Below are 21983 nucleotides of genomic sequence, written 5' to 3'. Positions count from 1 at the left end.
TTACACGTGTTTGATAAAATTGAAGAAGCCTTGATTGATTTACAAAACGGAAAAGTTATCATTGTTTGTGATGACGAGGACCGAGAAAACGAAGGTGACTTTGTCTCATTAGCTGAAAAAGCAACACCAGAGGTAATTAATTTAATGGCTACTCATGGAAGAGGTTTGATCTGTATTCCAATTGAGGAGGAATTGGCGCAGAAATTAGAACTTTTTCCAATGGTTGCAGTTAATACAGATGAACATGGTACCGCCTTTACAGTCAGTATTGACCATAAATTTACCACCACAGGGATATCAGCGTTTGAACGTTCGGCAACCGTATTAAGTATGCTCGACCCGGAATCAAAACCTTCTGATTTTAAAAGGCCAGGCCATATTTTTCCATTGATCGCAAAAAAAGGCGGGGTCTTGAGAAGAACAGGACACACCGAAGCGGCAGTGGATTTAGCAAGACTATGCGGATCTAAGCCTGCAGGAGTGATTTGTGAAATCATGAATGAGGATGGAACCATGGCACGTGTTCCGGAGTTGCGGAAAATTGCCGATGAACTTGACGTCAAGATGATCACCATTAAAGATTTGATTGAATATCGCAATAAAAAAGACAAGCTGGTCAAACGTGAAGTTGAAATCAATTTGCCTACGGAATTTGGTGAATTTAAGGCTGCAGGATACTCAAACGTCATTGATGGAAAAGAGCATTTAGCGTTAATAAAAGGGGAAATTAATCCTGAGAATCCTATCCTTGTTCGTGTTCATTCCGAGTGTTTAACCGGTGATGTTTTCGGTTCTTACCGCTGCGAATGCAGGTCTCAGCTCCATGCGGCATTAAGTCAAATTGAAAGAGCAGGAAACGGAGTCCTCCTTTATATGCGTCAGAGCAGTGGTTTAGTCAATAAATTGCGGGCACACGAGCAGCTAGAGGATGGTCACAACACTGGTGAAGCTGATTTACGTGAATTTGGTATTGGTGCTCAGATTTTAAAGGATTTAGGGATTAGCAAAATGAAATTGTTAACCAATAACCCGCGAAAAATAAAAGGAATTAAGGGATTTGATCTTGAGGTCGTTGAAACAGTTCCTTTGCAAATGGAGATCAACGAAGAAAAGGTAAAATAAAAACTACACAATAATTTGGAGGTATTAAAATGGGACATATTTATGAAGGTAATTTAGTAGGCTCAGGTTTAAAGATAGGAATTGTTGTAGGACGTTTTAACGAGTTTATAACCAGTAAATTATTAAGCGGTGCACAGGATGCTCTTAAAAGACATGGTGTAAGCGAAGATGATGTTGAAATTGCTTGGGTGCCAGGTGCATTCGAAATTCCTTTAGTGGCTCAAAAGATGGCCATTAGCAAAAAATATGATGCTGTTATTACATTAGGAACCGTGATTCGCGGGTCCACACCACATTTCGACTATGTATGTAATGAAGTAGCAAAGGGCGTTTCAAGAATAAATCTAGATAGCGGCATTCCGGTTATTTTTGGAGTATTAACAACAGAATCGATTGAACAGGCGATTGAGCGTGCAGGAACAAAGGCAGGAAATAAAGGCTGGGATGTTGCAACTGGCGCTATTGAAATGGCAAATTTATTGCGAACTTTCGAAAAGTAAAAAGATTTTTGGCGAAATTTGCTTAAAAATATGGCTTTCGTTTTTATTTACTATATAATAAGTCTATCATAAAAAAATTAATGAAGAATAGGTGCTGAAAATCTTAACGGTTTTTAGCTTAAAAGGGAAGTTGGTTAAAATCCAACGCGGTCCCGCCACTGTAAATGGGAGCAACCTGCAAAATGTCACTGTCAATCTGATGGGAAGACGCAGGAAGCGATGACCATGAGCCAGGAAACCTGCCTTATTCTAGTGCCCCAAAAAGAACCTACGAGGATAGGGAGGTGTGGACGACTAGAGTCATTTTTAATGGCATTTAATCAAACCAACATCTCTACATTACGTAGAGATGTTTTTTTGTGAATTTTTTAGATGGTGCAGTTTTTTGTGATGTATTTTTGACGGAAGTCATAGGGGGAAGAAACATGAAAAAATTATCAGCGTTATTATTAATTCTTTTGTTAACAATAGGTGCGCTAGCAGCATGTGGAGAACAAAAAGAAACGGTAAAGGATGAAGGAAACAGCAGCACGGAGCAAAAAGGAGAGGAAACGGCATTTCCTGTAACCATTAAAGACGCATTAGACAATGAGGTGACGATTAAGGCAAAGCCAGAAAAAATCGTTTCATTGATTCCTAGTAATACAGAGATTGCTTTTGCACTCGGACTTGAAGAACAAGTTGTAGGTGTGTCCGATTTTGATAATTATCCTGAGGAAGCAGCAGCTAAAGAGAAAATCGGCGGGATGGAAATTAATATCGAGAAAATAATTTCATTGCAGCCAAATTTAGTGTTAGCACATGCTTCCGCAATGAATGGGACAGATGGCCTGCAGCAATTAAGAGATGCCGGGCTGACAGTTTTAGTGATACATGATGCCCAAAATTTTGAGCAGGTATATGATTCGATTGTAATGATTGGTAAGGCCACTGGTGAAAACAAGAAAGCAGAAGAACTGATTAAAAGTATGCAAGATAAATTAGCAGAAATTAAAGCCAAGGCTGGAGAAATCAAAGAAAAGAAAAAAGTGTTTATTGAGGTATCTCCTGCTCCTGAAGTGTTCACAACCGGAAAAAACACATTTATGGATGAAATGATTAGTGTAATTAATGCAGATAATATTGCAAATGACCAAGAAGGCTGGATCAAAATCGATCAAGAAGTGATGATTGACCGAAATCCAGATGTCATCATTACTACATATGGTTTTTATACGGAAAATGCTGTTGAACAAGTGTTATCCAGACAAGGCTGGGAAAATGTCAATGCCATTAAGAATAAGCAAGTCATTGATGTAGATTCTGATCGTGTGACCCGCTCTGGCCCAAGGATTGTTGAAGGAGTAGAGGATCTTGCAAAGGCTGTCTATCCAGAAGTATTTAAATAATAAAATAGCAGCCTACTTACTAGCAGGAAGTTTCCTTCTCTTTTCAGTGTTAGTAGGAATTTCGATAGGAACCGTTTCGGTTCCTATCTTTACCATTATTGAAATTATGATGTCAAAGCTTTTTGGATCTATTTCTTTGGATCAAATTGACCCCATGTTTTCAAGTATCGTTTTGAATATCCGGCTGCCGCGAGTTATTTTGGCTGGATTAGTAGGGGCTTCTCTCGCCATTGCAGGTGCAGCCTTTCAAGGACTATTAAGGAATCCTTTAGCAGATCCATATACTTTAGGCGTATCATCCGGTGCGTCTGTTGGGGCAGTACTCACTTTATTTTTTCAATTATCAATCCCCGTCATCGGCAGCTTTACCCTTCCATTACTCAGCATTTTGTTTTCTTGGGCTACGATTTTCTTCGTGCTTGCATTCGCAAGAAAAATTGAACGCTCGATGAGAGTGGAAACCATTATCTTAACGGGAATCATTTTTAGTTCATTTCTTGGTGCCCTCATATCACTCATGATCGCTTTAACAGGTGATGAGCTTAGACAAATTATTGGCTGGCTATTGGGTAGTGTGTCGATGAGAGGCTGGGAATACATAAGAATTATTTTACCTTTTTTTGTGCTGGGTTCTATCATCCTTATTTTAAATGCAAAAGAATTAAATGCCATGTCTTTTGGTGAGGAACGTGCCCACCATTTAGGAGTAAATGTTCAAAAAAGAAAACTAATCATCTTAACTGCAGGATCAATTTTAACTGGTGCGGCGGTTGCCGTTTCAGGAACGATTGGTTTTGTTGGGCTGGTCATACCGCACCTTTCAAGGTTGTTATGGGGACCAGACCATAGGCACCTGCTCCCATTATCGATCCTTACTGGAAGTGGATTTTTAATTCTAGCAGATTTAATCTCAAGAACGATTATTTCTCCAACTGAGTTACCAATTGGAGTCATAACTGCATTAATTGGTGCCCCGGTATTTGCATTAATTCTATTACAGAGAAGAAGAATGGAAAGAAGTGGATAAAGGGATGCTTAACGTTCAACATGTTGCAGGCGGGTATTCAAATGAACAGATACTGAAGGATATTACTTTTGAAGTTCAAAAAGGTGAATTATTCGGTATCTTGGGACCGAATGGAAGTGGTAAGACCACCTTATTAAAAATGATAAGCGGAATCCTGCCGTTTATAAAAGGTGATATTTTCATATCAGGCAAAAGATTGCAGGAGTATAATTCAAAACAGCTGGCTCAAATCGTAGCTGTTTTATCTCAGCATTCCTCGCAATCGTTTTCCTATACCGTAAAAGAAACGGTTTCGCTTGGCCGCTACGCCCATCAAACCGGCTGGTTTCAGACCTGGGGAGAAAAGGATGAAAAGATTGTACAACGGGTGATGAAGCAAACTGGGATTACTTCCTTGCAAAATAAAGCGATACAAGAGTTATCCGGCGGGGAAAAACAAAGAGTATTTTTAGCTCAGGCACTCGCCCAAGAACCCGAAATTCTCCTGTTAGATGAACCAACGAACCATTTAGATTTATCTTATCAAAAAGAATTACTGGATTTATTAAAGAATTGGACGTCAGAAACAGGTTTAACTGTCGTATCTATATTTCATGATTTAAATCTTGCGGGTTTATATTGTGATCGATTGCTTTTGCTCGAAAACGGGTCCATTAATATCAACCATATCCCGAACGAAGTGCTTAGAGAAGAAAGAATACGTGATGTTTATCATACCGATATTCAGAAGCATCCTCATCCAAGAGTACCAGCACCGCAAATGGTGTTAATACCAGATGAGAGGCAGGATAAGGAGATAATTCAAATTGATGAAAGTTTGTTACGCGTAACAGATGAGTTTATTGAATTAAAATCACCTGCTCCATTAAGGACGATGTCGTCAGGAGTTGTTGGATCAGGAACAGGCTGGCACCATACTTTTGTTAATCGACATGTTGGAAAGGACTATAACTGCAGCGATCATCGAAAGGAAATGGCCTCCTTTTTAAAATTAAACGGCTTCGAACCTTCCGAAACAGTAGGAATGATGACCGCAGTCTTCCTTAATGATGTTACATTTAAGCACGTTGAAGGGAATGAATTCTCACTATTTGTTGTCGTAACTGCAGGTGTGGGGAACGCAATCGATGCTTCTAAAAGTGAACAGCATACCTTTGAACAGGTGCCTGGCACCATCAATACGTGGATCTTCGTTAATGGTGAATTAACCGAGGAGGCCTTTATTCAAAGTATTATGACCGCTACCGAAGCAAAAGCAAAAGCGCTCCATGATTTAAATATTATGGATTCGGTGACAGGCACCATTGCGACGGGTACTTCTACCGATAGTATTCTCATAGCTGCTACCCAGGCTGGTGAAAGGCTGGAATATGCGGGGACGATTACAAATTTAGGTAAATTGATTGGAAAAGCTGTATATGAATGCACGTTAGAGGGTATTCGAAAATCTCAAAAAAGGAAAGTAGTATGATTATCTATCATTTAACTGCCATAAGTATTGCGTATTTTATTGATAGGCTTGTAGGAGATCCCCCTCAATGGCCTCATCCTGTAAGATGGATAGGATCATTGATTTCATTCCTAGAGAAACGCTTAAATCATGGAAAAAATAAAAGATTAAAAGGGGTCGCAATGCTCCTTTTTGTTTTGTTGATAGTATTTTCAATTGTCCTTTTATTAATTGTAATAAGTTATCGAATTCATCCTATAGCTGGCATTGCCATTGAAAGTATCATCATTGCAGCAACGATCGCACAAAAAAGTCTAAAAGAAGCTGCTCTCGAGGTACACGCCCCATTAGAGAAAGGGGACTTGGCAGGAGCAAGAATCAAACTATCTTACATTGTTGGCAGAGACACAGATTCATTAAATGAAGGTGAAATCGCACGTGGTGCAATCGAAACGGTTGCAGAAAACACTAGTGATGGAGTAACTGCACCATTGTTTTGGGCACTAATTGGGGGAGCGCCTCTTGCAATGGTTTATCGGGCAACGAATACCTGTGATTCAATGGCAGGTTATATGAATGAAAGATTTAAAGATTTCGGCTGGGCATCTGCAAAATGGGATGATGTGATGAACTGGATTCCTAGCAGGATAACTGGAATCCTAATGTTAATTGGAACAAAGCCTATGAAAATGGAGTATCAAAGGGCATGGAAGGTATTATTCCGTGATGCAAAGAAGCACCCGAGCCCAAATAGCGGCTGGGGAGAAGCGGCGGTGGCTGCTATTTTGGGGATTCAGCTTGGCGGCATCAACTATTACAAAGGAATCGTTTCAAACCGTGCAAAGATGGGAGATCCATTAGTCCCTATACAAGCTGATCATATTTTATCAGCCAATAAAATCTTGGATAAAACAGTCTTTTTATTTTTACTATTATTATGGATAGGGGGGATCATGATTGAATTTACCTTCACATGGCTCAAATCCGCAGCACCTTTTTAAATCACTGGGACTTTCGCTCCCAGAGAAGTATATTGATTTTAGTGCAAACATTAATCCACTTGGCCCTCCTCCTGCCCTAAAAGAGAAATGGAATGATTTTTATCAGGAAATTACCGTGTATCCAGATCCATTTGCAGAAAAGCTAAGGAATAGGATTGCGGATAGGGAACAAATTTCGGCAGATTCTGTTCTAATTGGAAATGGAGGGGCCGAACTTATTACCCTGGTTGCAAGGTTTCTTTCCGGAAAAAAGGTTATAGTGGCAGAGCCGTCTTTTTCTGAATATGAAAAGGCTTGCCGAGTTAACGATTGTGAGATACAGTACCATCCATTAATGGGACCTCATTTCGAGTTAAGTATAGATGAGTTACATCCAAGCTTAAGCAGTGCAGACGCATTATTTTTATGTAATCCAAACAATCCTACTGGTATTCAATATCCAGTGTCAACGGTACTTTCAATCATACAGGAATGCGAAAAACAAAATTGCTTTGTGATTTTGGATGAAGCTTTCTATGATTTTTTAGTAAACTACGAATCTTTTATCCCTTATATTAATAAGTTCTCAAATTTGATCATTATACGGTCGATGACAAAAATGTTTGCCATTCCAGGAATTCGTCTAGGATATTTGGCTGCAGCTCCAGCTTTAATCGCAGAAATTAACAAATACCAGCCTCATTGGAGTATTAATACTATTGCGTTATTGGCAGGGGAATTATTTTTACAAAATGAAGAATTTATAAAAATGACACAAGTCTATATTTCGGAAGAACGGGAGAGATTGTTTACATTTTTTAAGAAGCATCATTTTGTGATGACTTCGTCACAAGTTAATTATTATTTGTTACGGGATTCAAATCTCCATGAACAAAAAAACTTATTTAAATTCTTATTGCTCAAGGGAATCATTCCCCGCCATACTTATAACTTCCCTGGTTTAGAAGGAAAATGGTTACGTTTTGCTATAAAAAGTAAGGAAGAAAATAGTAAATTAATGGAGGTATTGTTGGAATGGCGACAGCTTCATTAATTTTTATTACAGGCGGAGTAAGGAGCGGGAAGAGCAGCTTTGCCGAAAAAATGGCTGTAGAACACGCAAAGGAAAATGGCGGGCAATTAAACTATTTAGCGACCGGTGTCGCTTCGGACCCAGAAATGAGGGAACGAATCGCACAGCACCAGTATGACCGAGGATCTGGAAAGTCTCGTTGGAGAACGATTGAACAGTCACAAAATATTGGTGAGAGTGCAGCTTATTTTAATAAAGAAGATATTATTCTAGTCGATTGCGTGACGACTCTTTTAAATAATGAACTGTTTTCTTCGAAACAGGAATGGGATGAGTCTTTTTTAGCACACGTAATGGAAACGATCATAACAGGTATAAATAAGATACGAGAAAGTCCAAAAGTTTTAATTGTTGTGAGTAATGAAGTTTTCTATGAGTCAATCGCAGAGAATAATCTCGTTTTCTCCTATTCACGAATTCTAGGAAAGATCCATCAACAGTTGGTGAAGGAGGCTGATCAAGCCTTTTTGGTTGAAGCAGGTATACCCATCAACATGAAGGGAGTTAGGAAATGAAAGGAGTTATGATACAAGGAACCTCATCCGATGTCGGTAAAAGCCTCATTGTGACAGCTCTTTGCCGAATGTTCGCCAATGATGGCAGAAGAGTTGTACCCTTTAAATCTCAAAATATGTCCAATAACTCTTATGTGACAAAAGACGGAAAAGAAATTGGCAGGGCACAAGGAATCCAGGCGGAGGCAGCAAAAACTGAGGCCACTGTATGGATGAATCCGATATTATTAAAACCTCGCTCGAATCAAGATTCAGAGATTGTGTATTTAGGAAAGTCATTAAAAACTCTTTCGGGAAGAGGGTATCGGGATACTTTCTACGAAAAAGGACTAGAGGTGATAAAGCAGTCTTTAGACCAATTATCGAGTGAATACGATCTAGTAGTCATTGAGGGAGCTGGAAGTCCAGTTGAAATCAATTTGAAGGATCGAGAACTTGTGAATATGAAGGTTGCCGAACTGGCGGATGTTCCAGTTGTGCTTGTAGCCGATATTGATCGAGGCGGGGTTTTTGCCAGTATTGTTGGTACACTTGAGCTTTTGGATCCAGAAGAAAGACAAAGAGTGGCAGGAGTAATCATTAATAAATTCCGCGGGGACATCAGTTTATTTGAAGATGGGATTGACTGGCTGGAAAAGAAAACGGGAATTCCAGTTTTAGGGGTTTTACCATTTGTAGAGGATCATATGATTGATGGTGAAGATTCCTTGTCATTGAACAATCAATTTTCCAGCAGGAAAAAAGGAAATCTGGATATTGCAGTGATTTGGCTCCCATTTATCTCAAACTATAGTGATCTGGAACCATTTTTATATGAAGAAGATGTGTCCATCCGCTGGGTGAAACAGGCTTCTGAATTTGGCAGCCCTGATGCCGTTATTATTCCAGGGACAAAGAGTACAATCAATGATTTGAAGAGTATAAGAGATAGAAAGTTAGACTCTTTGATACAAACCCATATTGAAAATGGCGGCTATGTTGTCGGTATTTGTGGCGGCTATCAAATACTTGGGGAAGAAATCATTGATGAAGCCGGTTCAGATACAGGGATAGCGAACAATTCCGTGAGAGGATTGGGATTTATTCCAGGGACAACAATCTTTTATGAAGAAAAAGAAACGGTAAGAGCGGCTGGTGTGTACCACGAAAATACAGGTTTGATGGCTGATAGAAACCTGGAAGGGTTTGAAATTCATTTAGGAAAAACGGTTTTACACGAGGAAGGATGCTCATTTTTATCGCTTGAGAATGGTAAAGACGACGGTTATTTTAGCAGAAATGGTCAAATCATTGGGACGTATCTTCATCATCTTTTTCATAATGACGAATGGAGAAATACTTGGTTAAACTTCATTCGGAAAAGCAAAGGATTACATACGAAAGAAACCACTTATATTAGAGAACATTTAGATAAAAGATACGATGAGATTGCAAACCGAATGAAAGAACATTTAAACTATGAAATGCTAAATGACATCATCAACAAGTGGTGCAAGAAATGAGAAAACTTTTAAAGGGTTTCTTAATCAATTTGCAATTTTTCACTGCCATTCCCGTACATCTTGAATTACCAATGGACAAACCACATCTAAAAAGTGCTGTTCAAGCTTTCCCGCTGCTAGGTCTGCTTCAAGGGGGAATATATGCTGGGTTATTGTATCTATTGCTAGAATATACTCCTTTTTCGAATCTCGCAGCGGCATTCTTGCTTTGGCTGATGAGTATTCTTTTAACAGGCGGGATCCACTTGGATGGCTGGATGGACGCAAGTGACGGCTATTTTTCTTACAAAGATCAACAAAAGAGACTAGAGGTAATGAACGACCCTAGAACCGGTGCATTTGGGGTAATTTCGGTCATTGTTTTGTTAAGCTGCCGTTTTCTATTTATATATGAGATAACCGTAAATGTACATGCTGCATCATATCTGATGATTGCTGCCATCCCGCTATTTAGTAAAAGCGTTATGGGTCTGCTGTTATTAACAGTAAAGTCTGCAAAAAAAGAAGGACTTGGAGCGCTTTTTCAAAGTGCGGCCTCACCAAAGGATTTATGGACCTATGCTGTATATATAATTGGATTCCTAGCTCTCGTGATATTGTATGATGGTGGACTCTATTATCTCTCCATATCGCTTGTTGCAGCATTACTTATTTTGCTTTTTTGCCGCCGAAAAGCAATAAAGTGGTTTGGCGGAATTACGGGCGATATTTTAGGGGCAGCCGTAGAAGGGACTGAGTTATTTCTATGGATGACACTGTGGTTGTTGCATTATTTCGTCATGGCCTAACGGGGGAGAATAAACGCAAAGCCTATTTAGGGTGGAATGATTCCCCTCTATGTTCTGAGTCAAAGAAAATCAGCATAAGCAACAGGTATCAGCGCTATTTTTCGAGCGATTTGTCAAGGTGCATAAGCACAGCAAATATTCTTTTTCCAAATAATGATTTGTACCTTCTAAGTCATTTACGAGAAATGAATTTTGGTAAATGGGAAGGAAAAACCTATGAAGATTTAAAGGAAGTCCCTCTTTACCAGCGCTGGCTCTCGGATCCTATATCCTATTGTCCTCCAGAGGGGGAGTCATTTATGGACTTCACAAGAAGGGTTTCTATTGGATGGGATAAGATTACTAAAGAGATTCTCTCTCATAACATTCAAGGATGTGCATTAATGACTCACGGCGGGGTGATTCGATATTTATTATCTGAATTTGCTCCTCAGCACAGTGATTTTTGGTCGTGGCAAGTACCTCATCATCAAGGATATGAACTTGTTTTTGCAAAAGAAGCATTTAGGAGGCGTGAACGTTGCACTTTATTACGGGAGGTGCCTTTAACGGCAAAAGGGCTTGGGTAAAGGAAAATTACGGGTTAAGCGGTACTTGGCTTTCAGCCTATCAGGACCATCATCTGACCACTGATCGTAACCAAATACAAAGTAATTTGCTCGTTTTAGAAGGTATTGAAGTTTGGCTGAAGGATTTAACGAAATCCTACGATTCTTACAGGTGCCGTGAAATCTGGAATAGCATCATGAACGATTGGCTTATCTGGGAGAAAACAGAGTCTAACCGAAAGCTTGTGGTGATTGGGACGGATATTACTAAGGGAATTGTCCCGTTGGAGAAAGAAAATCGTCTATGGCGGGATGTAACAGGCTGGGCATATCAAGATCTGACTGCAAAAGCAGATAAAGTAGATATCATTTGGTATGGTTTAAATCAAACAATCAAAAAAACGGGGGATGGAAAGCTATGAGACTTTATACGAGAACTGGTGACAAAGGAAAGACAAGTATTATTGGAGGAAGAGTCGACAAGGATGATATTCGAGTGGAAGCTTACGGAACCGTAGATGAAGTCAATTGCTTTGTCGGCCAAGTGATGACTGAACTAGCTGTAGAATCATTTAAGGATGTACTAGCTGATCTTGAAAAAATACAGCATGAATTATTTGATTGTGGAGGGGACCTTGCCAATATCTCTGACAAGATTGAGTATAAGCTGCAGAACGATGCCATTGACTATTTAGAAACCAAAATTGATGAATATATTCAAGAAGCTCCAGAGCTGGAAAGGTTCATTTTACCTGGTGGAACGAAACCAGCAGCTTCGATTCATATTGCTAGGACAGTGACCAGAAGAGCAGAGAGATTAGTTGTTTCCTTAATGAAGACCGACGAAAAAACTCCTGAATTAGCGTTAAAATATTTAAATCGTCTTTCCGATTATTTCTTTGCATTAGCAAGAGTAGTAAATTATCGACTTAACGTAAAAGATGTAGAGTATGTTAGAAGTGCGAAAGTATTCAGGGATGGGAAACGTAAAGATGACAAGTAGAATGTTAAGTTTACTGGCATTGTTTTCTGCACTATCCGCAGTAGGTGCTGCGGTAAAAATTCCTGCCATCGTAGGCAGTGTCGCTTTTGATGTGTTTCCAGCTTTGCTTGCTGCAGCCTTGCTAGGCAGCGGGGCAGGAGCAATGGTCGGTGCGTTAGGGCATTTGTTATCGGCCTTAATCGCAGGTTTTCCATTAGGTCCAATGCATGTATTGATTGCAATCGAAATGGCCATTCTTGTCTATATCTTTGGTGTTCTTTATAAAAAGAATAAAAAAGGTACTGCTGGTATTCTCTTTATCCTTGCCAATGCATTTGCGGCACCCTTGCCGTTTATCATTTTAATGAATAAAGCTTTTTATGCTGCAGTAGTTCCATCCTTGTTAATCGGTTCAATCATTAATACGGTTATCGCTTTAATAGCTATTCCACGGCTAAAAGCTTTCTTTAAACAAGATTTGATGAATAAAGATGTGAGATTATGAGGGATATCATTACCATACCGATTACTAGTGCCGAGTCGCTTATCATCGCAAGTGATAATAGCGGCGGCATTGGTATGAAAGCAGAGGATCATGTCCAGGTTTCATACGAAACGGTAGCCTATTATTCATTTAGAGTAGCAGCAATGGAATGTATGGCTGCAGGAGGAGTTCCAGTTTCAGTTGTTCTCCATAATTTTTGTGGAGATCACACATGGAGTGAACTTATAAAAGGCATTCAAAAAGGTTTAGCAGAATTAAATCTAGAGGATGTAGCGATTACAGGCAGTACGGAGAGTAATTTTCTTTTACAGCAATCCGCGGTTGGATTAGTGGTTCTCGGTAAAAGGTCTATATCTAAAAAATCGGAGAATATTTTTTCTAATCAGATGAAGTTCGCCGTAATTGGCAGCCCATTAGTTGGGAATGAAGTAATGGACCATGGTGATCAGGTCGCACCTTTATCGGTTTTTCGAGAAGTCAATAAACTTGAAGAAATCATCATTTGGCCTGTTGGCTCAAAAGGAATCTTATATGAGTTTAATCAAATTTTTACAAATAAAGAATTTACGAAAGAAATGCTTCATACGAAACTTGACGTATTAAAATCATCTGGACCTGCAACCTGTTTTATTATTGCCTTTGAACAAGATCAAGAAGAGGAATTGAAAAAAACTACAGCAGGGTATTACCATTCCATTACTGTTAAATAAAATAGCACGCCGCTGCGGCGTGCTATTTGTTTAAACCTTGAAGTTTTTGGATGATCGTATCAATGCCTTTTCCGATTGAAAACATGGCATCCTCGAAGCCTTTTTTCCAAACGGGAGCTTGTTCTTGAAGCTTTTCACCTAGTTTTTGGGCATTTTGATTTAATTCCTCTTTTATTTTTTCTGCCTGCTTTTTGATTTCTTCTCTTGTTTGAACTTTTCCAGCCAATTGGTCATTGATTGAAATAACATCAAATTGTTCATTTTCTCTATGCGGGATTGATGCCCTCATGATTTCCTTGAAAATCGGAACCACATTTCCAGAACCGCTGCTTGGCAGATAATGTTGTCGATCGGTTTGGTCATAACCAATCCATATTGCTGCCACCAAATTAGGCGTATATCCAACCATCCATTGATCCTTCGTACCATTAATATCATTAAATGGAAGCTGGGTGGAACCTGTTTTTCCTGCGATCTGAACATCTGGAATACGTGCGTTTTTGCCAGTACCAGTTTCTACCACGTTTAGAAGCATGGCGGTCATCTTATCAGCATTGTCTTTTGACGTTACCTTTGTGGTTTCCGGTTCACGTTCCGCAATGATATTTCCGGTAGGACCTACAATTTTAGTGATCAGATGGCTGTCTTGCCGCTTACCGCCATTTGGATAGGCGGAGAATGCATTTGCTAATTGAAGCGGTGATATTCCTTTGCTCATTCCGCCTAGTGCAATCGCAAGGTGTTTATCTTCTTTTTCGACTGGCAGTCCGAAGGTTTTGAGCTTGTCTAATCCTTTTTCAAGACCAATCTTATTTAAGAGCCAAACTGCTGGGACATTTAACGATTCCTCTAAAGCTTTGTACATCTGAACCTTACCTTGATAAGTTTTTGAGAAATTTTCTGGTCTGTATTCTCCAAAAGAAGTAGGCTCATCAACGAGCTCTGAGTCAAAAGTATAACCTTCCTCAAGGGCTGGTGTATAAACCGCGAGCGGCTTAACCGTTGAACCTGGCTGAGCTTTTAATTGGGTGGCGCGGTTAAAGCCTCTAAACACATGCTCACCCCGTCCTCCCACAAGGGCGAGTACACCTCCCGAAGCAGGGTCCATAAGAACAGAACCACTTTGAACAATGGTATCACCAGAACTTTTCGGAAAAAGTGACTTATTATTGTTTACCTTTTCGAGGCCAGTTTGCAGGTTTTGGTCTAATTCAGTATATATCCGATAACCCCTCGTTAATATCTCTTCCTGTGTTAATCCATATTTAGAAATCGCCTCATTTAGTACAGCATCAACATAATAAGGATATTTCCGTTCAACCAAACTTCCACTTCCGATATTGATCTTATTCTTTTCGTTTTTTGCCTCATTGTACTGTTCCTTGGTAATCATACCAAGTTCGTTCATCTTGCCTAGGACCAGATTTCTCCGTTTGATTGCCACGTCATAATTTTTTGTTGGATCAAGGTAACTCGGTGATTGCAACAGCCCAGCGAGCAGTGCTGCCTCGCTAATCGTAACTTCCGTAATCTCTTTATTAAAATATCTTTGTGAAGCATTACCAATTCCCCATGCGCCATTTCCAAAATAAACTTGATTTAAGTACATTTGTAAGATTTCATCTTTTTTATAGACTTTTTCAATCTTCACGGCTAAAAATAACTCTTCCGCTTTTCGTTTATAGGTTTGTTCAGGGGAAAGCAATGCGTTTTTCGCTAATTGCTGTGTGAGTGTACTGCCGCCGCCAGTAATCTCTCCCGCAAATAAATTGTTGAACAAAGCCCTCGTAATGCCCTTAAGATCAAATCCGTTATGTTCATAAAAGCGCTCATCTTCAATCGCAACAACCGCACCTGGAACATATTTCGGGAGCTCCTCAATCTTAACCCCCTGAGTCCGATTGGTTGCAACATTTGTAGCGACACTTTCATTACGATCATAAATGACGGTCGGCTGGCTAAGACCTTCCTTTAATGTCTGGACATTTGCTCTTGATGCGAGCCAGCCGAAATAAACAATGGTTACAAGTACAACAATCAGAATCACTAATAATAATAGCTGTGTGACATGCTTCTTTTTCCAGAAACGGACAATCATTTCCCAATATGGGCGTAATTTTTCCATTGTGTCTCCTTTCCTTCAAAAGGATTTTTGCTTTATTCATTATAAATTTTTTAGCGTAAAAACTCCAATAATAGCCTTTTTTGGCGAATACCACGAAAAATTACATAAAACTGTAGGGGTCTGGTAAAGAGCCATCGTCTATTAAGGTGAAGTAGGGGAAACAGGAGGAAATTATGATTACAATAAAACATTTAAGCCATGAATTTGTGATAGGTAAAAAGGGAAAACAAACATTTATACCTGTCCTAAAGGATATTTCTTTCGAGGTTGAAAAAGGGGAGATTGTCACGATAGTTGGTCGGAGCGGATCTGGTAAATCCACTTTATTAAATCTAGTAAGTGGTTTTATTCATCCAAAAGAGGGTGAAATCTGGATTAATGGCGAAATGGTTTCGCAAATGAATGAGACAAAATTTGCTGATTTTAGAATTAAAAACCTTGGCTTCATTTTTCAAAGCTTTCAGTTGATTCCTAGTATGACTGCTTTTCAAAATGTTGAACTTCCATTAATTTTAAAAGGAGTCAGTGAAGCTGTAAGGAAAAAACAGACAGAGGAGATGCTGGCGAAGGTCGGATTGCTAGATTACCAGGACCACTATCCTGGAGAATTATCAGGGGGGCAACAGCAAAGAGTAAGTATTGCTCGTGCGTTAATCGTAAATCCACCTATCATTCTAGCGGATGAACCTACGGGAAGTCTAGACAGTGAAACAGAAGAAGATTTATTGAAGTTTATCAAGGAGTTAAACACTGAACTAGGAATAACATTTCTAATTATTACACATGACGAAAAGGTTGCTAATATCGGTCACCGGACGATTGAATTGAAAGATGGACAGATTAACGAGGGGGTGCTTGCATGAAGCTTAAAGATCAATTCCGTTTCGTCCGCCAAAACATGAAGAAAAATAGAACACGAGTTTACATGACCATCCTAGCGACAGCAATGGGCTGTGCATTCTTAATTGTCCTTGCGTCTGTTGGCTTCGGATTACAAAAATCTGTGGTTAAGGAAATGACAGAACGACGAATCATGACACAAATTGATGTCTACGGTCAAGAAACAAATGAGAATGGCGGGTATCGTCAGTTAGATGGTAAGGACGTTCAGGTATTTGAAGAAATGTCTGACGTGAAAGCCGTAACTAGAAGAAAAATGCTGCAGCAGGAAGGCTTCTATTCGATTGGAAATTACCAGCAGAGCACACAAACAGTGGTAGCAAACTTTCCTTCTGAAATAAAGGCTGGTTTTGAATTGTCAGAAGGAAGCCTTGGAAAGGATAAGGCTGAAGTAGTGGTTGGATATAATTTTCCACTCAATCTTGCGGTGAAAGGTGAACAAACAGAAGAAATGTTTGACGAACAAGGTCAATTAAAAGAAGAGTTCCGCTATAACGGAAAGCTAATTGCAGAAACCATTGAATTAACGGTTAGTAAGATGGAAGATGGGAAACAGATAGAAAAAGTATTTCCAGTAAAGGTCGCAGGGATATCTAAAAAGCCAACGAAGGAATGGGCAGAAGACAGGAGTGTCTATATTTCGGAGGAACTATTAAAGGATATCGAGGCGTTTACCGGAACACCAAAAGGAATCGTTTTGGATTCAGCAAATCAGGTAAATCTAGCAGATTTAGAAACTTCAAAAAATACCTTTGATGATGTAAAGGTCTATGCGAAAAACATGGAAGCGGTCCAGGGTATTGTGGATAAACTTAAGGAAAAAGACTATGCCACCTATTCCGTAGTCAATGAATTAAAAGAAGTTAATTTGATGTTTGCGATAGCGAAGGCAGGACTTATCTTTATCGGGACCATTGCGATTCTGATTGCTTCTATTGGAATATACAATACGATGACGATGGCCGTAACAGAACGTGCACCGGATATCGGAATTATGAAAGCAATTGGAGCAAATCCTCGTACCATTAAGAGAATCTTTTTGTTAGAGAGCAGTTATATTGGTTTGATTGGGGCATTCATTGGGACCGTCGTTTCCTATTGTCTTAGTTATGCAGTCAACTTTGTGATACCCATAATCATTAAACAGGCTTTTGGGGAAGAAACACCTCCTGACATTGTTTTTAGTGATATTCCACTGAGTCTTCCAATTATCTGTATCGTCATCTGTTATGGAGTAACCATACTCTCAGGTCTTCGTCCTGCCCAAAGAGCAACAAAAGTAGATGTACTCAGAGCCATGAGAAGAGAAGTTTAATTGTCGATTCTGTGATATTGGCGGACAACCATTTTCAGTCCAAGCATACCTTAATAGAAAGAACGTCTTTAACATAGAAAGGGGATGTGAGAATGATCAACTGGAAAGTCCGCTTTAAGAACAGAAGCTGGGTGGTGGCCTTTGCTGCTCAGTTGATGATAGTGGCGCAAATGCTTTTGCAAGGATTAAATGCATTAGGGATTACTGAGTTTCAACTTACAGATGCGATACAGCAATCCATTTTAACCTTTATTAATGCAGTATTTATTTTATTATCATTGATGGGCATCGTTCAGGATCCAACCACTAAAGGTATGAGTGACAGTGAACGTGCAAAAACATATAAAGAACCAAACTAATCATATAGAGTGAAGAAACGCTTGGATGCTGAATTATAGGCAAAGTTCGAGCGTTTTTTTATTTATGTAGAATTTTGTAAAAATAAGGAGATTTAAATTTCTGAATTGTCGAAGGGGTAGGGGGTATAATGAAGATGGGAACAATTTACAGAAAAGGGCAGGCAATACATGAGAAAGGGGTTCTTGATATGTGGTACTGGATTTCGATAGCAGCAGGAATATATATTCTTTTTATTATCCTTGAGGAGTCTGTTTATTACCTTTGGAATCGTTATGTTTACGGTCCAAAAGAGAGAAAATCAAGCCGTTGGAAAAGTTTCATATTGGGAATGGCCTTTATCATTCGATTACAGATAATAGAAATACGACGTAAACATATACAAAAAGTAAGTTCAGGTAAACAATCTGCATAAAAAAGTTCCTTTACAATTCGTAAAGGAACTTTTTTTATGCAGTTACTTTTGAATGACCGCTGGCAGCTGTTGAATTTTGTTCCACAGGTAAGGTAATGTTAACGGTTGTTCCGACGCCAATTTCACTGTTGAAAACGATATTTCCTTTGTGGGATTGAACAATTTTATAGCTGACTGTTAATCCTAAGCCTGTCCCTTTTTCTTTTGATGAATAGAAGGGTTCACCGATCTTTTGCAGTCGTTCCTTTGAAATACCACAGCCATGGTCCTTTACGGTAATGGCTAATCGGTTATCTTCAATTAGACCAAGACAAATCGATATTTTACTGTCACTTTTCGAAGCTTCAATTGAATTTTTGATTAAATTAATAAATAACTGCTTCAACTGATTTGGCTCGCATTCAATGATGATATCCTCTTTTGGAAAATTTGATTCAATCTGCACATTGTAAAGGGTTGCTTCAACGGCTAATAATGAAATGACATCGTTTAGTATTTTTTGAATCGCTGATTTTGAATATTTTAAATGCTGCGGTTTCGCCAAGAGCAGGAGCTCGCCTACAATATGATTAATTCGATTTAATTCATCTAGCATAATTTGATAATAATCTTGGTGTTTATCATCTTCCATTTGCAATAATTGCACAAACCCTTTTAACGAGGTTAGGGGATTTCTAATCTCGTGGGCGACACTGGCAGATAATTCACCGACAACGGAAAGCTTTTCCGTTCTGCTAAGACGCTCTTCTGTCTGTCTTAGAGTCGTAATATCGCGGCCAATAATAACTAGTCCTTCCCTGCTTCCATCCTCATGAAACAACGGAACTTTAATCGTATCAAATATTTTAGATGTTCCATCGGGCAGTGGAACAACCTCTTCACAGCGTGTTACGGTACCATTTTGCCACGTTTCCTCATCAGATACTTCACAGTATTTGAGTGCGTCTGAATAGAACTCCGTGTATTCTGCCAATTCAGAGTCTTTTTTCCCCAGGTAATCAACATTCTCAAGCTGAAACAATTTCAGTCCAAAATCATTGGCTTGAATCCAGCGGCCTTCGCCATCTTTAAAGTTTACAAAATCCACCATTGAGTTAATGAGGGTAGATAAGCGTTTTTCTTGTTCTTTCGTCGTATCAAGTTCTTCTTTTTTAAGGATGAAAAAATAGAAGATTCCACCCGTTACAAGAATATAGAAAATTTCTTTCCCTCGTTCTAAATAATTATTAAGGGGCGAAGGGATATAATGTGCCAGGATATAGTTACTTGCGTAAATCCAAATTAAGCTAGTAATTAAGAAAAGAATTACTAATTTCGTTTTCTTCATTATTACTCCTATCCTCTCTTGGAAGGAAAGTTCCTTGATTTTCATAGTTGCACATTCTATACTACTAAAAATTTAGGTAATTGGGAATATCTGAAACCTGGAAATCTACATAATTACATTAAAAAGGTTACAAATAGGTAACATCCTAGGTGAAAAGTGGTTACCGATGTGTAACCCTTTTATTGGTAAAAAAAAGTAACCAGGAACATTTTAACGAAAGCAGCAAGTTAACGAAAGAGAACTTGCTGTTTTTTCTGTGGTTTGATTAATTTTGATGATTTAAGAATAAAAAACTTGTTTTATCTGAAAGTTCAGAATAAAATAAAATAGACATACCAACCGGTAGGTATGTATCCGGTTTTGCCAGCATAATTATATTTAGCGGCTATTATACTAAATTCTAAAAAATGAATGGAGTGAAAGGTATGCATTTACGTCTGACAGATGAGCAAAAAATGGTCCAAAAAACAATTAGAAGATTTGTAGAAAAAGAGTTAATTCCCTTAGAAAATGATGTGCTAAGAAATGAAAGAGAAGGAAAGCCAAGTCTTCCTCTAGGTATACTGAAAGAACTCCAGTTAAAAGCAAAGGAAGCGGGTTTCTGGGGTATAAATACACCAGAAGAGTATGGCGGAGCGGACCTTGGACAAATGATGATGGCCATCGTATTGATGGAGGTTTCAAAGACGTTTGTTCCCTTTAGCTTTGGCGGATCGGCAGACAATATCCTTTATTACGGTAACGAAGAACAAAAGAAGAAATATCTAATTCCAACTATTAATGGTGAGAAAAAATCTTGCTTTGCGATGACGGAACCAGGTGCAGGGTCCGATACGAGAAATATTAAAATGACAGCAGTAAAAGATGGAAATGACTGGGTGTTGAATGGGGAAAAAACATTTATTACAGGTGGTAATGAAGCAGACTTTGTTATGGCGATTGCCATCACAGATAAAAACCTTCACCAATCAACACAGGGGCGGGAAGGGGTTACCTGCTTTATTGTTGACCGGGATATGGGCTGGAAATCGGAGTATATACATACCATGGGAGAATGGGGACCAGCCGGCCTTGTATTTGAGAATGTTCGAGTACCAGAAGAGAATATTCTTGGTGAATTACACAAGGGTTATAATCTAGGATTGGAATGGATAGGATTTGCGAGATGGGTAGTCGGTGCCAGAGCTGTAGGTGCAGCAGAGCGATTATTACAAATGGCAATTGATTATTCTAAGGAACGGATCACCTTTGGGAAGCCAATTGCGGAAAGACAAGCCATTCAGTGGCAAATTGCTGACTCTGCTGTTGAAATTGAAGCAGCTAAATGGCTGGTACTAAATGCAGCCTTCACGCTTGATAACGGAGAAGATAATCGCCACTTGGCATCGATGGCAAAACTCTACGGCGCGAATATGGGGAATAATGTTGTCGACCGTGTTCTGCAAATTCATGGAGGAATGGGCTATACAAGAGAACTGCCAATCGAGCGCTGGTACCGAGAAGCAAGACTCTGGAGAATTTATGACGGTACAGACGAAATTCAACGCATGATTATTGCAAGAAATCTAATTAAAGGACATGTTAAAGTAGGTCAATACGTATGATTAATTTTGAAAGCGTTATCTAAAAAATAGGTTAATAGATTTTGTTAGGAGGAAGAGAAATGGCAGGTAGATTTTCAGGAAGAGCTGCTTTTGTAACTGGCGGAAGCCGTGGAATTGGAAAAGGGATTGTAGAACGTTTCGCAGAAGAAGGTGCGAAGGTAGCATTTATTGATTTAAATGAAGAAGCACTTGTAACGACAACAAATGAACTAAGAGAAAAAGGATATGAGGTTTTTTCAAGGGTTGCAAATGTAATTGACGCTGAGCAGGTAGAAGCTGCGATCAAGGAGGCATATGAAGCATTTGGCTCAATTGATATTCTCGTTAACAATGCTGGAGTAATCCGTGATAACTTATTATTCAAAATGACAGACTCAGATTGGCAGACTGTCATGGATGTTCACTTAAAAGGATCTTTTAATGCTGCACGTGCGGCCCAAAAATACATGGTCGAAAACAAATACGGCAGAATCATTAATATATCCTCTACTTCAGCACTTGGTAATCGTGGTCAAGCGAATTATGCTGCTGCAAAAGCAGGATTGCAGGGCTTCACAAAGACACTTGCGATTGAGCTGGGGAGATATGGAATTACGGCAAACTCTGTTGCACCTGGGTTTATTGAGACTGAAATGACAATGGAAACCGCCGCTAGAATAGGTGTGCCATTTGAAAAATTAATCGAAGCAAGTGTTGCCGCTATCCCTGTTGGAAGAAGTGGAAAGCCTGCAGATATTGCCAATGCTGTGGCATTCTTTGCCGATGAACAATCTTCTTTTGTGAATGGTCAGGTTATTTATGTAGCAGGCGGACCAAAAAATTAATCGATT

23 protein-coding genes and 1 riboswitch are annotated in these 21983 nt (G+C 39.2%); of the genes, 21 read left to right on the top strand and 2 right to left on the bottom strand.

The window, feature by feature from the left end; all coding sequences use genetic code 11:
* Nucleotides 1-6: 6 nt before the first annotated feature.
* From ribB to ACIQAA_RS19685, 15 genes are all read left to right on the top strand, one after another.
* Nucleotides 7-1122 (top strand): 3,4-dihydroxy-2-butanone-4-phosphate synthase, encoded by a 1116-nt coding sequence (gene ribB, locus ACIQAA_RS19755; protein ID WP_402622578.1) that lies wholly within the window; start codon nt 7-9, stop codon nt 1120-1122.
* Between the two features lie 29 nt (nt 1123-1151).
* Complete coding sequence (ribH, locus tag ACIQAA_RS19750) at nt 1152-1622, top strand: 6,7-dimethyl-8-ribityllumazine synthase (RefSeq protein WP_402622576.1); 471 nt, start codon at nt 1152-1154, stop codon at nt 1620-1622.
* Nucleotides 1623-1694: 72 nt separating this feature from the next.
* A riboswitch (cobalamin riboswitch) is annotated at nt 1695-1883 on the top strand.
* 164 nt (nt 1884-2047) lie between these two features.
* On the top strand, nt 2048-3010 hold the full coding sequence (locus ACIQAA_RS19745; protein ID WP_402622573.1) for an ABC transporter substrate-binding protein: 963 nt from the start codon (nt 2048-2050) through the stop codon (nt 3008-3010).
* Complete coding sequence (locus ACIQAA_RS19740; RefSeq protein ID WP_402622571.1) at nt 2976-4037, top strand: FecCD family ABC transporter permease; 1062 nt, start codon at nt 2976-2978, stop codon at nt 4035-4037. Before ACIQAA_RS19745 ends, ACIQAA_RS19740 begins: the two co-directional genes overlap by 35 nt.
* Nucleotides 4038-4041: 4 nt before the next feature.
* Nucleotides 4042-5508, top strand: a complete 1467-nt coding sequence (locus ACIQAA_RS19735) for an adenosylcobinamide amidohydrolase (protein WP_402622569.1) — start codon at nt 4042-4044, stop codon at nt 5506-5508.
* Nucleotides 5505-6488: an adenosylcobinamide-phosphate synthase CbiB gene (cbiB, locus tag ACIQAA_RS19730; protein WP_402622567.1), complete on the top strand. Its 984-nt coding sequence runs from the start codon at nt 5505-5507 to the stop codon at nt 6486-6488. Before ACIQAA_RS19735 ends, cbiB begins: the two co-directional genes overlap by 4 nt.
* A complete protein-coding gene (cobD, locus tag ACIQAA_RS19725; RefSeq protein WP_402622565.1) occupies nt 6445-7521 on the top strand; it encodes a threonine-phosphate decarboxylase CobD in 1077 nt (358 codons plus the stop codon). The genes cbiB and cobD overlap by 44 nt, the downstream gene beginning before the upstream one ends.
* The gene (locus ACIQAA_RS19720) at nt 7503-8075 is read left to right on the top strand and encodes a bifunctional adenosylcobinamide kinase/adenosylcobinamide-phosphate guanylyltransferase (RefSeq protein WP_402622564.1); all 573 of its coding nucleotides are present in this window, start codon (nt 7503-7505) and stop codon (nt 8073-8075) included. Before cobD ends, ACIQAA_RS19720 begins: the two co-directional genes overlap by 19 nt.
* Nucleotides 8072-9577, top strand: coding sequence for a cobyric acid synthase (locus tag ACIQAA_RS19715; protein WP_402622562.1), 1506 nt, complete (start codon nt 8072-8074; stop codon nt 9575-9577). The genes ACIQAA_RS19720 and ACIQAA_RS19715 overlap by 4 nt, the downstream gene beginning before the upstream one ends.
* The gene (gene cobS / locus ACIQAA_RS19710) at nt 9574-10365 is read left to right on the top strand and encodes an adenosylcobinamide-GDP ribazoletransferase (protein WP_402622561.1); all 792 of its coding nucleotides are present in this window, start codon (nt 9574-9576) and stop codon (nt 10363-10365) included. Before ACIQAA_RS19715 ends, cobS begins: the two co-directional genes overlap by 4 nt.
* Nucleotides 10323-10934: a histidine phosphatase family protein gene (locus ACIQAA_RS19705; RefSeq protein ID WP_402622559.1), complete on the top strand. Its 612-nt coding sequence runs from the start codon at nt 10323-10325 to the stop codon at nt 10932-10934. The genes cobS and ACIQAA_RS19705 overlap by 43 nt, the downstream gene beginning before the upstream one ends.
* Nucleotides 10886-11335 carry a bifunctional adenosylcobinamide kinase/adenosylcobinamide-phosphate guanylyltransferase gene (locus ACIQAA_RS19700; RefSeq protein ID WP_402622558.1) on the top strand — a complete coding sequence of 150 codons (450 nt, stop codon included), beginning with the start codon at nt 10886-10888 and terminating at the stop codon, nt 11333-11335. Before ACIQAA_RS19705 ends, ACIQAA_RS19700 begins: the two co-directional genes overlap by 49 nt.
* On the top strand, nt 11332-11916 hold the full coding sequence (locus ACIQAA_RS19695; RefSeq protein ID WP_402622556.1) for a cob(I)yrinic acid a,c-diamide adenosyltransferase: 585 nt from the start codon (nt 11332-11334) through the stop codon (nt 11914-11916). The genes ACIQAA_RS19700 and ACIQAA_RS19695 overlap by 4 nt, the downstream gene beginning before the upstream one ends.
* On the top strand, nt 11906-12400 hold the full coding sequence (locus ACIQAA_RS19690) for an ECF transporter S component (RefSeq protein WP_402622554.1): 495 nt from the start codon (nt 11906-11908) through the stop codon (nt 12398-12400). Before ACIQAA_RS19695 ends, ACIQAA_RS19690 begins: the two co-directional genes overlap by 11 nt.
* Nucleotides 12397-13110, top strand: coding sequence for an ATP-binding protein (locus tag ACIQAA_RS19685; protein WP_402622553.1), 714 nt, complete (start codon nt 12397-12399; stop codon nt 13108-13110). The genes ACIQAA_RS19690 and ACIQAA_RS19685 overlap by 4 nt, the downstream gene beginning before the upstream one ends.
* 22 nt (nt 13111-13132) lie before the next feature.
* On the opposite strand, the gene ACIQAA_RS19680 is transcribed toward ACIQAA_RS19685, so the two are convergent.
* The gene (locus ACIQAA_RS19680; RefSeq protein WP_402622551.1) at nt 13133-15235 is read right to left on the bottom strand and encodes a PBP1A family penicillin-binding protein; all 2103 of its coding nucleotides are present in this window, start codon (nt 15233-15235) and stop codon (nt 13133-13135) included.
* Nucleotides 15236-15408: 173 nt separating this feature from the next.
* Here ACIQAA_RS19680 and ACIQAA_RS19675 point away from each other — a divergent pair, with 173 nt between their 5' ends.
* The 4 genes from ACIQAA_RS19675 (at nt 15409) to ACIQAA_RS19660 (ending at nt 18222) form a co-directional block, all read left to right on the top strand.
* On the top strand, nt 15409-16098 hold the full coding sequence (locus tag ACIQAA_RS19675) for an ABC transporter ATP-binding protein (RefSeq protein ID WP_402622549.1): 690 nt from the start codon (nt 15409-15411) through the stop codon (nt 16096-16098).
* Complete coding sequence (locus ACIQAA_RS19670; protein ID WP_402622547.1) at nt 16095-17450, top strand: ABC transporter permease; 1356 nt, start codon at nt 16095-16097, stop codon at nt 17448-17450. The genes ACIQAA_RS19675 and ACIQAA_RS19670 overlap by 4 nt, the downstream gene beginning before the upstream one ends.
* Before the next feature lie 92 nt (nt 17451-17542).
* Nucleotides 17543-17809, top strand: a complete 267-nt coding sequence (locus ACIQAA_RS19665) for a phage holin (RefSeq protein WP_402622546.1) — start codon at nt 17543-17545, stop codon at nt 17807-17809.
* A 134-nt stretch (nt 17810-17943) separates the two neighbouring features.
* A complete protein-coding gene (locus tag ACIQAA_RS19660) occupies nt 17944-18222 on the top strand; it encodes a hypothetical protein (protein ID WP_402622544.1) in 279 nt (92 codons plus the stop codon).
* Nucleotides 18223-18256: 34 nt separating this feature from the next.
* On the opposite strand, the gene ACIQAA_RS19655 is transcribed toward ACIQAA_RS19660, so the two are convergent.
* Entirely contained in the window at nt 18257-19549 is a 1293-nt protein-coding gene (locus tag ACIQAA_RS19655) for an ATP-binding protein (protein WP_402622542.1), read from the bottom strand.
* A gap of 425 nt (nt 19550-19974) precedes the next feature.
* Between ACIQAA_RS19655 and ACIQAA_RS19650 the strand changes: the two genes are divergently transcribed.
* Together ACIQAA_RS19650 and fabG are read left to right on the top strand one after the other, a co-directional pair.
* A complete protein-coding gene (locus tag ACIQAA_RS19650) occupies nt 19975-21153 on the top strand; it encodes an acyl-CoA dehydrogenase family protein (RefSeq protein ID WP_402622541.1) in 1179 nt (392 codons plus the stop codon).
* Nucleotides 21154-21212: 59 nt separating this feature from the next.
* A complete protein-coding gene (gene fabG, locus ACIQAA_RS19645; RefSeq protein ID WP_402622539.1) occupies nt 21213-21977 on the top strand; it encodes a 3-oxoacyl-ACP reductase FabG in 765 nt (254 codons plus the stop codon).
* Nucleotides 21978-21983: the final 6 nt, after the last annotated feature.

The organism is Neobacillus sp. NPDC093182, assembly GCF_044754045.1.
The sequence above is the reverse complement of the archived record's forward strand: the minus strand, read 5'-3'. Positions and strand labels throughout refer to the sequence as shown.